13 protein-coding genes are annotated in these 12,420 nt (G+C 47.9%); 10 read left to right on the forward strand and 3 right to left on the reverse strand.

Annotation, left to right across the window (positions count from 1 at the left end):
• Nucleotides 1-8 precede the first annotated feature (8 nt).
• Nucleotides 9-1,358, forward strand: coding sequence for an ATP-binding protein (locus tag NX722_RS24605; RefSeq protein WP_262565509.1), 1,350 nt, complete (start codon nucleotides 9-11; stop codon nucleotides 1,356-1,358).
• A gap of 119 nt (nucleotides 1,359-1,477) precedes the next feature.
• A complete protein-coding gene (gene trpS / locus NX722_RS24610) occupies nucleotides 1,478-2,488 on the forward strand; it encodes a tryptophan--tRNA ligase (protein WP_262565510.1) in 1,011 nt (336 codons plus the stop codon).
• A gap of 145 nt (nucleotides 2,489-2,633) precedes the next feature.
• Here the strand turns inward: trpS and NX722_RS24615 are convergent, their stop codons facing one another.
• Nucleotides 2,634-4,175: a PhoPQ-activated pathogenicity-related family protein gene (locus tag NX722_RS24615; RefSeq protein WP_262565511.1), complete on the reverse strand. Its 1,542-nt coding sequence runs from the start codon at nucleotides 4,173-4,175 to the stop codon at nucleotides 2,634-2,636.
• Between the two features lie 116 nt (nucleotides 4,176-4,291).
• Between NX722_RS24615 and NX722_RS24620 the strand changes: the two genes are divergently transcribed.
• The 5 genes from NX722_RS24620 (at nucleotide 4,292) to tal (ending at nucleotide 8,175) form a co-directional block, all read left to right on the forward strand.
• On the forward strand, nucleotides 4,292-4,681 hold the full coding sequence (locus NX722_RS24620; RefSeq protein ID WP_262565512.1) for a YdgH/BhsA/McbA family protein: 390 nt from the start codon (nucleotides 4,292-4,294) through the stop codon (nucleotides 4,679-4,681).
• Nucleotides 4,682-4,924: 243 nt separating this feature from the next.
• Nucleotides 4,925-5,284 (forward strand): SpoIIAA family protein, encoded by a 360-nt coding sequence (locus NX722_RS24625; RefSeq protein WP_262565514.1) that lies wholly within the window; start codon nucleotides 4,925-4,927, stop codon nucleotides 5,282-5,284.
• Nucleotides 5,285-5,419: 135 nt separating this feature from the next.
• Nucleotides 5,420-5,986 carry a hypothetical protein gene (locus NX722_RS24630; RefSeq protein WP_262565515.1) on the forward strand — a complete coding sequence of 189 codons (567 nt, stop codon included), beginning with the start codon at nucleotides 5,420-5,422 and terminating at the stop codon, nucleotides 5,984-5,986.
• Nucleotides 5,987-6,258: 272 nt separating this feature from the next.
• Nucleotides 6,259-7,164: an SMP-30/gluconolactonase/LRE family protein gene (locus NX722_RS24635; protein ID WP_262565516.1), complete on the forward strand. Its 906-nt coding sequence runs from the start codon at nucleotides 6,259-6,261 to the stop codon at nucleotides 7,162-7,164.
• Between the two features lie 57 nt (nucleotides 7,165-7,221).
• Complete coding sequence (gene tal, locus NX722_RS24640) at nucleotides 7,222-8,175, forward strand: transaldolase (RefSeq protein WP_262565517.1); 954 nt, start codon at nucleotides 7,222-7,224, stop codon at nucleotides 8,173-8,175.
• A gap of 55 nt (nucleotides 8,176-8,230) precedes the next feature.
• Here tal and NX722_RS24645 read toward each other — a convergent pair whose 3' ends face one another.
• Both NX722_RS24645 and NX722_RS24650 read right to left on the reverse strand, forming a co-directional pair.
• A complete protein-coding gene (locus NX722_RS24645) occupies nucleotides 8,231-8,656 on the reverse strand; it encodes a hotdog fold thioesterase (RefSeq protein WP_262565518.1) in 426 nt (141 codons plus the stop codon).
• A gap of 74 nt (nucleotides 8,657-8,730) precedes the next feature.
• A complete protein-coding gene (locus NX722_RS24650; RefSeq protein WP_262565519.1) occupies nucleotides 8,731-10,224 on the reverse strand; it encodes a PhoPQ-activated pathogenicity-related family protein in 1,494 nt (497 codons plus the stop codon).
• 151 nt (nucleotides 10,225-10,375) lie between these two features.
• Here NX722_RS24650 and NX722_RS24655 point away from each other — a divergent pair, with 151 nt between their 5' ends.
• The 3 genes from NX722_RS24655 to NX722_RS24665 are packed head-to-tail and all read left to right on the forward strand — an operon-like array spanning nucleotide 10,376 to nucleotide 12,418.
• Nucleotides 10,376-10,873, forward strand: a complete 498-nt coding sequence (locus NX722_RS24655) for a GNAT family N-acetyltransferase (RefSeq protein ID WP_262565520.1) — start codon at nucleotides 10,376-10,378, stop codon at nucleotides 10,871-10,873.
• 9 nt (nucleotides 10,874-10,882) lie between these two features.
• On the forward strand, nucleotides 10,883-11,731 hold the full coding sequence (locus NX722_RS24660; RefSeq protein WP_262565521.1) for a phosphodiesterase: 849 nt from the start codon (nucleotides 10,883-10,885) through the stop codon (nucleotides 11,729-11,731).
• A gap of 21 nt (nucleotides 11,732-11,752) precedes the next feature.
• A complete protein-coding gene (locus tag NX722_RS24665) occupies nucleotides 11,753-12,418 on the forward strand; it encodes a phosphohydrolase (RefSeq protein WP_262565522.1) in 666 nt (221 codons plus the stop codon).
• The last annotated feature ends 2 nt before the right edge of the window (nucleotides 12,419-12,420 follow it).

The following is a 12,420-nucleotide window of genomic DNA, read 5'->3' on the forward strand; positions in this document are numbered from 1 at the left end:
AGCTGTCGATGAAATATTCCTTACGGCTTCGTGTCCTTATGGCTTCCGGGCTGATTTTGCTGATCAGTGTGGGGCTGATTGTTTTTTCAGTGATGAAGTCATTTGAAAGGGTGCAGCTCGACCTGATCAAGAAAGAGCTGGCAGTAGGAACTAACGTTCTTTTAACTGCTGCCAGTATTGTGGATCAGAAGCTGGTTATGCCTCACCGGATGCCGGATGAACGTTTTAATCAGGTTGAGTCGGAAGTATTGGGTCTGGTGCTGGACAGGAAAGGGGTCGTATTGTGGCGTTCTCACTCATCGCTGGATGAAATTCTTTATTACTCCGTTCAGTTTGATGAAAAAAAGATGGATTTTTCCCGTTACTCCGGACCTGAAGGCAGCTATTTTTTATACGATGTTGATGTTGTGCTTGATGGTGTGCCGCTGACATTTCTGACCATGATTCCTGCAACGGAATATGAAGAAATGTTTGTGGCGTTCAGAAGCAACCTGCTGATTTCCCTGTCTCTGACCGCCCTGATGATGATGATTGTACTCTGGTTCGGGATGCATTGGTCACTGATTCCAATCAGAAAACTGGCTGATAACCTTCAGCGAATTGAGTCAGGTCATACCAGTCGGCTGGAAGGCGTTTATTCCCGGGAACTGGTCGCCCTGACCGATGCATTAAACCAGCTGTTAAATAATGAGCGCCAGCAACGAGAACGCTATCGTGATGCCATGGCCGATCTGGCACATAGTTTGAAAACGCCTCTCGCGGTACTGCAAAGCGTTCAGCACAGCCAGACCATGCAGAAAAATGCAGGATGCGAAGAAGTCGGAATTATTATTAAAGAACAGGTTCATCGCATGAACCAGATCATCAACTACCAGTTGCAGAGGGCTGTAACACGCCAGCGGGGGCTGGTGAAGCACCAAACCGATGTGGCTGGTACGGTTGGGCGCATCAGCCGGACCTTGAACAAAGTGTACTACGACAAGCAGGTTGAGCTGAGTACTGATATTGAAGAGGGCATACAGTTTTCTGCTGAAGAGCAGGACGCGATGGAAGTGCTGGGCAACCTTCTGGAAAATGCTTACAGGCTTTGCCTTCAGCAGGTGCGGGTCTGTTCGCAGACAGTATCTCAAGATGGCAAATGCTGGGTTTTGTGTCAGGTTGACGATGATGGTGCAGGCGTGCCAGAAAATCGGAGAGAAGATATTCTCAAGCGAGGTGTCAGGGCTGACAGCCGCACAAAAGGGCAGGGGATTGGACTGGCAGTCGCTATGGATATTATTGACAGTTACGATGGCACGCTAACCATTGGTGACTCTGAACTGGGCGGAGCTTCTTTCAAACTCATGCTTCCGATATGAACCCTGCATGACCCCTTCACCCTGCAAATGCTTTTACCTATAATGCGTGGTTCGTCTGGAGGGTAGCAATCACTCCCCTCCATTGAACACGTCTTAGATTTTCCTCTAATGAGTAACCCATGACAAAGACCAAAGTATTAACTGGTATTCAGACAACAGGCACTCCGCACCTGGGTAACTATGTAGGAGCCATTAAACCGGCTATTGAGGAAAGCTGGCGTGACGATGTGCAGTCCTACTACTTCCTGGCTGATTACCACTCCCTGATTAAAGGGCGTGATCCCAAACGTATTCACCAATCGAGTCTGGAAATTGCTGCGACCTGGCTGGCTCTGGGGCTGGATACAGACCGTGTGACCTTCTACCGTCAGTCCGATATACCTGAAATCATGGAGTTAAACTGGATCATCAGTTGCATGACCGCCAAGGGTCTGATGAATCGTGCGCATGCTTACAAGGCTGCGGTTCAGGAAAATGTTGAGAACGAACAAAATGATCCGGATTTTGGTATCACCATGGGTCTGTTCAGCTATCCGGTTCTGATGGCCGCAGATATTCTGATGTTCGGAGCTAAAAAAGTCCCTGTTGGCCAGGACCAGGTACAGCATCTGGAAATGGCTCGTGATATTGCCAAGCGCATGAATCATCACTACAAGACAAAACTTGTTCTGCCAGAAGCCATTGTTGATGAAAACACAGCGGTGCTGAATGGTCTTGATGGTCGCAAGATGAGCAAGAGCTATGACAACACCATTCCCCTGTTTGCTCCAGAGAAAAAGTTGTTGAAACTGATTCGCAAAATCAAGACCAACTCTCTGGAGCCAGGTGAGCCAAAAGATCCGTCTACCTGTACTCTGTTCCAGATTTTCTCTGCTTTTGCGACAAAAGAAGAAGCTCTGGCAAAGAAAGCTCAGTACGAAGCAGGCGCTGGCTGGGGTGATCTGAAAAATGAACTGTCTGAATACCTGAATGAGAAGCTGAAAGAGCCTCGTGAACGTTATAACGAGCTGCTTCAGGATCCTGCTTTTATCGAAGCTGAGCTGCGCAAAGGCGCTGAAAAAGCCCGTGCAGAAGCGGCACCGTTCCTGAAGCATATTCGCCAGGCAGTTGGTATTAAAGGGTTTGTTTGATTTTTTGTGGAATGGTGGACTGACAAGCAGATAGCTTGTCAGTCACTTCTATTGTGTTTATAGCGCCAGTTACTGGTGTCTCTTTCTTGTTCATTGAGTGCCTCCTTTTATAATCTGGTGGAGGCTGTAGTTTTTTTCATGGTTGCTAACGAGGCTTTGGCTTTGCTGGAAATGGCTTTTCTGGAAATGTGTCAGGCGTAATAAATATTTGCGTTGTAACAGTAAAATTTTTAAAGGGAGGGTTCGCAAACTCCAGTTCTATAAACGAGGCTTTCCATCCATTTTTTGGATTGGCAATTGATACTTTGGCACGACAAACATTATCACACTTTACTGCAAGCTCTTTGGCGATGAAGGGTTTGACAGACGGATTGTCTGGCGTTAAACGGAAATCTCTGGCTTTCGGGTTAACAGCACTCCAGAGCTTTGCGCTTTTTGGCGGAACGGTGCTGGTTACTTTCAGGTCATTGTCTTTTAAGTCCCAGTAAACAGACGGCATCGGACGCTGTTCTATGACAGAGCCATAAAAAGAAGCAAGCGTGTCGGTAATCAGTTTGTTGTCCATGCTGGCAATCATGCTGGCAATATAGTGGCGAGCGTTAGGGAGAGTCCTTAACCATGTGTCTCCTTTAAGGTCGCTAAAATAATGTCGGCTGGCATCCGGCAGGAAAAAATCGTCGTTTGCTGCTGAGACAATGTATTTAGGCAGCTTGAGTTGCTGTAGATAATGGATGGGGTCTACGACCTGCATCAGCTGCGTTAATGGTTCTGAATGCAGTCTGGGTAAAATATTGGTGTAATCCTTAACCGCAGGCGCCCAGCGGCCATAGCTTTTGTAATGATGGTCCATGGCTGTTTGCAGGTTCAGAGCGTCAATTACCATGGGAGCCACAGCAATAACTCTGTTATCCATTGCAGCCGTCAGCCAGGCTGCCCAGCCCCGTTTGGACAGACCGGATAATACGAACTGATTGATTTTCAGCTTATGCTTTCCCATAAAAGTCTGCACTGTGTCCATTGCACGTTGAGTAGCCTTTACCATGGGTAACCTGAGTGGCATAAAGGCATTTTCATCCGGATCTTTCATGAATTCTTCCCATGTGTAAGCCACCAGGGCATCTTCTTTTAAAGGCTTGCTGTCTGAAAACTGCAGGTACTGGTTGGGAACATCTTTCAAATCGATAACAACCGATTGGGTGAGTGCTGCGATATAGGCAAAGTCCAGATCGTCATTGGGGGACTGTTTTACGGTTAATGGCTCATCGTTTTCAGAGTAAAGCCTGCCACCGTTTATGAACAGTAATGCGCTGTCGTGGACAACTTTCTCAGGTTGGTAAACCGTGATGGTATGTAGCCATACAGGGTGGTTGACGGAGTGCTTGCGGTCAACAGGCCAGCGCTGAGATCTCATTTCGATGCTGTGAGTGGTGATTGTCTTTTTTTTGTCTGCAACGGTAATCGTCTGTTCGGAAGTTTCTGTTACCTGCCAGTGATAATGGTTATCCGGCTTTTGCAGGTAGCAGGGAAGTATGTGCCGGGGGTGTTGTTTCAGGTGTTTGGCGGAGCAGTCGTTCTGTGGGGCTTTAAGGTGAATGTTTTCCGTTGCTGCTGTAAAACCGTAAAAAGGGAGCAGGGCAAGCAGCCATGAGAGGGATAATAAGGGTAACAGGGCTGGTCGTTTTGTCATGATGGCTGCACGAATTGTTGTTTTATGACATGTACAAATTAGTCTAGTTGTCCCTGCCTCACAGCATGGGGTGGAAAAAGGATAGAATATAGAGCAGAAATCATCAGGCATGAGTAATGAGAATGAAGATAGTATCCGGCATGGTAATGCTGTTGCTGAGCTTAACGCTTTCAGGTTGTTCGGTGTTCGGGGGTGCTTCGAAGCCAATGGAAAAAATCCAGTTTGACCTGAACAAGCTGGATGCTCAGGGTTTGTATGGTCAGCCTGATGGTCTGTTGGCGCTCAGTTACGAATTCTGTATTCCAGATAACATTGATTATGTGACTGAAGTGATGGCTATTGACCCCACCGTCGTGGTTTACAAACAGTCACCGGGGCGTATTGGCTGTACGGAAAAGGAATATCTTTGTATTGGCAATACAGCAACCGATGACTATCTTGAAATACTGCAGAGCCTGTCAAAGCTGAAGTACGTAAAAGAAATCAGGGAAGCCTTTTTTGAATAAGCTGGCTCTCCGACAATGTCTGGCTGATTTTTCTTTATTCGGTGCAAAGGGCGAATGGGCAGAACTAACAGTATTTTTACATACGGGCTATTGATTTGCTGCAGTTTACTGCCCATGATTCGGCTTATAGGGCTGTGTCAGCCATTTCGGATGACACAGCTTGGAGACCAGACCAACTGCATAAATACTACGTTATTGAATGTCTAAAGCGGTTGCAGAAGGTTGGAGGGAGAGGAGAGTAGGATGATTGAAATTCTGGAAATGCCTGCAGACTTCGTAGTGGGCATAAGAGTGTCTGGCAAAATTGAAAAGGACGATATTCTTCCTCTGATTGACTATATGAAACCAAAGTTCGACCAGCACAGTAAACTGTCTGTTTATGTCGAAGTGGAATCCTGGGAAGGAATAACAGTTTCAGCTTTGTGGGAAGACATGAAGTTTGGGTTGCCACACTTGAAAGCTATTAATAAAAAAGCAGTTGTCACTGACCGACAGTGGCTGAGCCGGGTGACCGAGTGGGCTGATATGCTGTTCCCTGGTATCAAGGCTGAGCCATTTGGTTTGCAACAAAAAGAGCAGGCGCTGCATTGGTTGATGAACTGAACCGACAATCTTGTTAATAAACACCGACTACCCTGTCCTGTGGCAAGTCCAACCTATGGTCATTTAAACCATGACTACTTTACTCATGACTATAGTAATGGAAAGTAGTTAAGGAATTCAGACCAGGACGGCGACATGTTTTTATCAGGATTAATCTCTACAGTGCTTCTGGGTGTCGTTACCATGACGTACACCCCGGGCGGACATGCAAAAACGATCTACAAGTGTCAGGTAAATGGCACCGTACAGTTTTCTGAAGAAAAGTGTGGTGCAGACGCTAAGCCGGTCGAATTGAAAGGTATAGCCGCCCCACTGCAACCGGTTGATATGAAAAAGCTGAAGGCGCTGGAAGCCAGCGAGCGCGTTCGGGTTTTGCAAAGCCGGATTGACCTCAGGCAAAAGCGCATTAACCAGTACCGCAAGCGTATGGACAGTGAGATCAAAACTCTGGAAAAAAGCTTTAAGGGTGAAGCGAATAAATCTGGAAAAAGCACACTGAAAAACAGCGTTAAAAATAAAGAGCTGGTGACACAGGTCAAGCGCATTTCTGATACAACTGAACTGACCGCCAGGGGGAGTCTGTCAGAGCAGATAAACTCAGTTGTACTTCATTATCAGGCATTGATAAAAGCCGAAGAATTTCAGATCAACATCCTTCTACAGCAGTTGGCTTTTGAGCGTAGTAAAGAGACTCGTCAGTAATCGAACGATATCTTGACTGGAGCAACCACTCAGGATATGACGTGAAATGAAAAAACTATACGACTACCGAACAGCAGATGTTTACCAACATGGCATACTTGCGGAATGAACAAGCCGATGCGTCAATGAACATCGCTCGTAAACTGCACGCAATAGGCCTGCAAACAAATGAAGGTCAGTTCGCAGCCCCGGGGTCATCCTGATTCCGGCTTTTGCATCCACTTGAGTGACATGGTTGCAAGGAGAAGGGATTAGGTTCACTATCTGCAACTATGAAAGCCGTTGTGAAAGTGCTTGATGCCAGAACACAGCAGGGTCGGTGTCCCCGATGGCATCAAAAAAGTGGTTCTCTTTACTGGCTTGATGTTGCAGGGCAAAGCCTGAATGCCTGGCAAGCTGAGTATGACCGCTCCCAGACACTCCTGTTACCGGAACCCTCCGGTTGCTTTTCTTTTTTCTCCTCAAACAGCCAATACCCTGACAGTATTATTCTGGCATCGTCTTCTGGTTTTTTTCAGATCGACGCCTTCTCATCTGGACTGAATTCAGGAAGCAAGGTCTCCAGGCTGAATCGTGTGTCGAGCGACTTGATTAAAAACAATTTGCTCGATGGTCGCTGCGATGCGGCTGGCCGATTCTGGGTTGGTAGTGCCAACATTTATGGCCGTCATGCAGAGTCATGGCTTTATTCATTAGATGCTACTTTACAACTGGAGCAGAAAGCGGGACCAGTGATGGCTGCCAGCAGCATTGCGTTCAGCCCTGACTCAGGCACTATCTACTATGCGGATTCTGCGGAACACGTTATTTATGCCTGTGAGTATGACCTTGAAGAAGGAGTACTGGCAAACCGTCGTGTTTTTCATCGTTTTCCTTTTGGTAAAGGGATGCCGGCTGGCGCAGCGGTTGATAGTGATGGAGGTTTCTGGGTGGCAATGTTTGCAGGAGAAAAAATTGTGCGCCTGTCACCGGGTGGCGTTATGGTTGAAGAGGTCCATTTGCCTGTTAAGTATCCTACGACAGTGGCGTTTGGAGGCGAAGCTAATACTACACTGTTTGTCACTTCATGCAGGCAGGCCTGTTCGAGCGAAGAGCTTGAACAATATCCGGAATCGGGTGGGATCTTTGCGATTGAGACAGGTGTAATGGGTATGACGGAGTACAGCTATTCAGCCTGAGTCAGCCTGAGTCAGCCTGAGAAGGTAAATAACGAGCAGACGATAAAAGGGTAGAGTATGCGCAACCAGCTAGATCAGTTAAAAAGTATGACCAAAGTGGTCGCAGACACCGGGGATATTGATGCAATCAAACGCTACAAACCGGTGGATGCTACCACGAACCCATCACTCATCCTGAAGGCGGCTGAACTACCGGCGTACACCGCGTTATTGTCAGACGCACTTGAATATGGACGACAGTCTTCTGGTGATATCAGCACGCAGTCGAAGCTCGCCTGCGACTGGCTGGCCGTTGCGATAGGAAAAGAGATACAGGGTGTTGTGCCGGGTGTTGTGTCGACAGAAGTCGACGCCCGTCTTTCTTTTAATACTCAGGCCACTATAGAAAAAGCCCGTCGTCTGTCTGAAATGTACCGTCAACAGGGCGCTGACAGTAATCGGCTGTTGATAAAAATAGCGTCAACCTGGGAAGGTATAAAAGCGGCAGAAATACTTGAGCAGGAAGGCATACGCTGTAACCTGACCTTGTTGTTCAGTTTTACTCAGGCACAGGCCTGCGCAGAAGCAGGCGCTTATCTGATTTCACCTTTTGTAGGGCGAATTCTCGACTGGTATAAACAATCTGAAGGTCGTGACTATGCCGGAGCGGAAGACCCCGGTGTTGTGTCCGTATCCCGAATATTTAATTACTACAAGCAACATGGTTACAAAACCACAGTGATGGGAGCCAGCTTCCGTAATACCGGAGAAATTCGTGAGCTGGCAGGCTGTGACTGTCTCACAATAGGACCGTCATTGCTGGAAGAGCTGGAAAATACTGAACAGCCTTTGAAGCAGAAACTGTATGCAGAAAAGCCTGTATCTGATGATCCCAGGGTGAGCCTGGATGAAACGACCTTCCGCTGGTTAATGAATGAAGACGCCATGGCAACGGAAAAACTGGCAGAAGGCATTCGCAACTTTGCAAAGGATCAGGTGAAGCTGGAACAGCTGATTGCCCGGCAGTTATAGAGTTTAAGAGATAGATTCCCCTCCCTGAAATCTTACTGCTGGAGGGGAGTTCTAATTAATCTCTGTTACTTTTAGCAGCCATGGTCAGTCGGGAAATACAGGTCAGAGCGCCCTGTTCATCCTCAATGCGAATCTCCCAGACCTGAGTGCTTCGACCAAGGTGAATTGGACGGGCGGTTCCTGTCACTTTGCCTGATGTTGCAGACTTCAGGTGATTGGCATTGATTTCCAGACCGACGCAATACTGATTGTTCTCGCAGGCAAGGTTGGCAGCAATACTGCCGAGGGTTTCAGCCAGAACCACATTGGCTCCGCCATGCAGCAGCCCCATGGGTTGCACGGTACGTTCATCAACAGGCAGGGTGCCGACAAGATGGTCATCACCAATAGCCGTAATTTCAATACCAACATGCTCACACATGTTGCCTTTTAACTGATTATTTAATAATTCCAGAGTTGGGGACTTGTTCCAGATAGCCATTGGTCTGCCCGATGTGAATAACAGCGACCAATATAAGGTGGCAAAGTCCTGATTGTCTAATAACTGCGATTGGTCTAACTCGGGTTTTGATATATGTCGGGTAGGACACGAATTCCACTGGTCAGTTTCAGGTTCGGGAATGGAGGGTTGTCAAAAGACGCCTCAATGAAAAAGGCGGTCCAGCCTTTATCGGCAGGTTCGGGCAGGAAACGGTAAACCCAGGGTGATGTACTGACAGGCTTTAATGGTTGGCTGTTAAAGCGTAACCCCTGTTGTTTCAGTTCATCCCTGCGGAAATCACGAGCCAGTGGATTATGGCAGAACCAGACACTGGCCTGGCCGGGTTCTTCGCTGAGTCGTAGTTCAATACCGCCATCGTCCAATGGCTGCCAGGACATGACGGGGGCAGAATCAGCCAACAGCGCGCCATAGGCTGAAGCCATTAATTCCGTCGTGTTGATATTGGCTTCACGCCCCGGGTAATGACTGCAGTTTGGCAGGTAACGCAGCCATTTTGGCTGTGACAGTTGATGGTAGTAAAAGCGGGCAGAGTCGGGAGGGAAAAACTCATCACCACTGGCATTAATGACAAACTTGGGCAGTTGCAGGGACTCTTTGCAATGGATAGGGTCTATCAGCTCTAACAGCTGTTGGGCTGTCTCTGACTCCAGTGCTTCAAGAATATTATGGTCTTCGTCGGTGTAGTCCTTAATAGCCGGTGACCAGCCGTTGTAGACATTATGGTGGTGATGAATACAGGCTTCGATGTTCAAAACATCAATCACAATCGGAATCACTGAAGCAACCCGGAAATCAGCACTGGCTGTCAGCCAGCTTACCCAGCCCCGCTTAGAACCTCCGGACAGAATAAAGTCATTTACCTCAGTATTCTGTGTGGCAGTGAATGCTTCAATGACATCCATAGCTTTTACCACGGCTTTAACCATGGGCCATTGCAGTGGGTAAAAACGGTTAGCTTCAGGGTTTTCCAGAAACTGCTTCCAGCTCCAGGCAACCAGATCATCTTCTGAACGCGGCTTACCGTCAGCAAATGTTATGGGCTGGTTTGGAATATCTTTCAGGCTGGCAACAGGGGCTCCGGTAAGGCGACACAGAGCTGCGCTGTCGACCTGGGACTGAGGCGTGGTTTCCATTGACAGGTCATGGCGTGTTCCACTGTTAATCATTAGCAGGCAGGGCTGGTGGTTATCTTTCGCAGGCAGGTAAAGGTGTAAGCGGTGCTGCCATTGTTGATGGTCAGCGCCAGAGGTTTTATCTTTAGGCCATGTTAGCGAAGTGAGTTCCAGTTGAACGGCTCTCACCTCGCCTTCCAGGCATTCTTCAGCCAGAACGGTCCACTGAAAATGGGGTTCGGGCAGTGCGAGAAAGTCGCTGAGTACCGGATTCATCATAGCCGTCCACTGATAATTCTTATGGAAGAGATTTCGGCCAACCCCGGGTAAGCTTTGATGGTTGCGCTCTTGAGAGGTCGTCTGAATATTATCCGGACAGCATAGAACTTTTTCGTATACCGACAGGTCAAACCCCTGTAAACAAAAAATGTTCACCAGTGGACGACTCTCCATTGGACATGGTTAGTGGACAGTATTGCCTTGTATTTAATAAGAAAGAAATACTGCCTTCCCGCCAGAGTTAGGCTACATATTTATAAGTTTCAATAGCTCAAGCTGTCGATCAAAGCGTTATCAGGAGCGTCTCGTGCTAATAGTAACTCAAACCCCCAGACTGCTAATTCGAACCTGGCAGGAAGGTGACCTGAAACCTTACGGTGAAATAACAGGTCACAATGACCTGCCCCGCCGGTTCAGTGATGACTCTCCTGCCTCCAGACCAGAAACAGAATTATGGCGTTATCAGCTGGAACTTGATCAGAAAGGCTGGTCACGATGGGCTGTTGTTCATAAGGAAACGTATCGGCTGATTGGCTACTGTGGTTTTTCCAGTTACGGGAAAAGTGTAGAGCTTAGCTGGCGCTTTCTGCCAGAGTTTCGTGGGCGGGGGCTGGTGCTTGAAGCTGCTCAGGCTGTTGCCAGACTGGGGTTTGAGCGGTTTGGCTTTCGGGAGATCATCTCCTATACGGCGCCCGACAACGTATTTGCGGTGGATGTCATACAGACACTGGGTATGCATCTGGATGGTTTTGAGGGCTGGAGTAATATGACGGTTGCCCGGTATAGTCTGGAGTCTGCTGTATAATAAAGCATTATGAGAACAACCCCGGAAAAGAACATCCATTTTATTCACCTGTCTGACCCTCAGCTGATTCCAGCGGGGGAAATGAATTATGACATCAATCCACAGTTACGGATAAGGCAATGTATTGATGCCATTTTGTCTGACTGTGCCAGCCTTTCATTAGACTTTGCGGTGATCACGGGAGACTTGACCCATTGGGGCGAAAAGGTTGCTTACAAGGTTTTAAAAGAGGAGCTGAGCCGGTTGCCTTTTCCTGTTTATATGTTGATGGGTAACCATGATCAAAGAGAAGCGTTTTCAACCGTTTTTCCTGAACATCCTGTGGACGATGAAAGCGGGTTTGTTCAATACATTCTGGATACTCCGGCAGGCCGGATGATTTTTCTGGATACTCTGGACGTAGGAAAGCGTAGCGGTGTTCTCTGTCAGGAACGGTTGCAGTGGCTGGAGAGCATGCTGGCGGACTCTGAAGGGCAACCTGTTTATCTGTTTATGCATCACCCGCCGTTTACAGTAGGGCTTTCGGCAATGGACGACGATAATCTGGTGAATGCGGATGAGTTCCTTCAAACTGTGACACCTTACCTGACGCAGATCAGGCATATTTTCTTCGGACATTTGCACCGCACTGTGACAGGGAGCTGGCATGGCATCAGTTACTCCTGTCCTTTGTCGCCTGTACATCAGACCGCTTTTGAATTTGACAATAAAAAGCCTTCTTACGTTTCGCCTGAGCCTCCGGCTTACCATCTGGTTGAATTAAAACCTGAACAGTTGGTTGTGCATTCACGACTGTTTCTGCATAGTGAGCCCGCCATTGATAGTCGGTCCTGTTATCGCTATCAGTTGCATGGTTAATAAAACAAAGAGTGAGAAGCTATGTCTTACAACGACCCAGCCCTGTTACAGCAGTGGGAAAATGCGTTTGTCGAGTTTTTGCAGGGGCGGGAGTCGGATGATGCTTCTCATGACATATCACACTTCCAGAGAGTCTGGCGAACCGCCAGTCGACTACTGAATGACGGTGATATGAGTGTTAACCGGCTGGTTATCCTGACCGCCTGCTATTTCCATGACATTATTGTTCTTCCCAAGAATCACCCTCAGCGTTCAATGGCTTCAACATTGGCAGCAGAAGAGACTGAGCGTTGTCTGGAAGAACTGGCATTCCCGCAAGACCTGATTGGTGATGTGTGTCATGCGGTGAAAACACACAGTTATTCGGCAGGTATTGAGCCAGAAACCATTGAAGCAAAGGTGGTTCAGGATGCAGACCGGATGGAAGCGCTGGGAGCTATTGGCCTTGCCCGCTGTTTCTACACCGGAGGCAAGCTGAAGCAGAAACTGTTTGATCCCCACGATCCGTTGGCAGAGCATCGCGAACTGGATGACCGCCTTTATTCCCTTGACCACTTTGAACTGAAGCTGCTGAACATTGCAGACAGTATGCAAACGGAAGCAGGCAGGCAGATGGCTGAGCGAAGCAGCCAGTTTCTGCGGGATTTTCGGGATCAACTGTGTCGTGAGTTGCGGGGAGAATATTAATT

It is taken from the genome of Endozoicomonas gorgoniicola (genome assembly GCF_025562715.2).
GTDB classification, from domain to species: domain Bacteria; phylum Pseudomonadota; class Gammaproteobacteria; order Pseudomonadales; family Endozoicomonadaceae; genus Endozoicomonas_A; species Endozoicomonas_A gorgoniicola.

Coding starts and splice junctions, on each gene's coding strand:
- tal (WP_262565517.1), top strand. CDS start 7,222: ATGCGCAACCAGCTAGATCAGTTAAAAAGTATGACCAAAGTGGTCGCA.
- NX722_RS24660 (WP_262565521.1), top strand. CDS start 10,883: ATGAGAACAACCCCGGAAAAGAACATCCATTTTATTCACCTGTCTGAC.
- trpS (WP_262565510.1), top strand. CDS start 1,478: ATGACAAAGACCAAAGTATTAACTGGTATTCAGACAACAGGCACTCCG.
- NX722_RS24645 (WP_262565518.1), bottom strand. CDS start 8,656: ATGGCTATCTGGAACAAGTCCCCAACTCTGGAATTATTAAATAATCAG.
- NX722_RS24630 (WP_262565515.1), top strand. CDS start 5,420: ATGTTTTTATCAGGATTAATCTCTACAGTGCTTCTGGGTGTCGTTACC.
- NX722_RS24665 (WP_262565522.1), top strand. CDS start 11,753: ATGTCTTACAACGACCCAGCCCTGTTACAGCAGTGGGAAAATGCGTTT.
- NX722_RS24615 (WP_262565511.1), bottom strand. CDS start 4,175: ATGACAAAACGACCAGCCCTGTTACCCTTATTATCCCTCTCATGGCTG.
- NX722_RS24635 (WP_262565516.1), top strand. CDS start 6,259: ATGAAAGCCGTTGTGAAAGTGCTTGATGCCAGAACACAGCAGGGTCGG.
- NX722_RS24605 (WP_262565509.1), top strand. CDS start 9: ATGAAATATTCCTTACGGCTTCGTGTCCTTATGGCTTCCGGGCTGATT.
- NX722_RS24620 (WP_262565512.1), top strand. CDS start 4,292: ATGAGAATGAAGATAGTATCCGGCATGGTAATGCTGTTGCTGAGCTTA.
- NX722_RS24625 (WP_262565514.1), top strand. CDS start 4,925: ATGATTGAAATTCTGGAAATGCCTGCAGACTTCGTAGTGGGCATAAGA.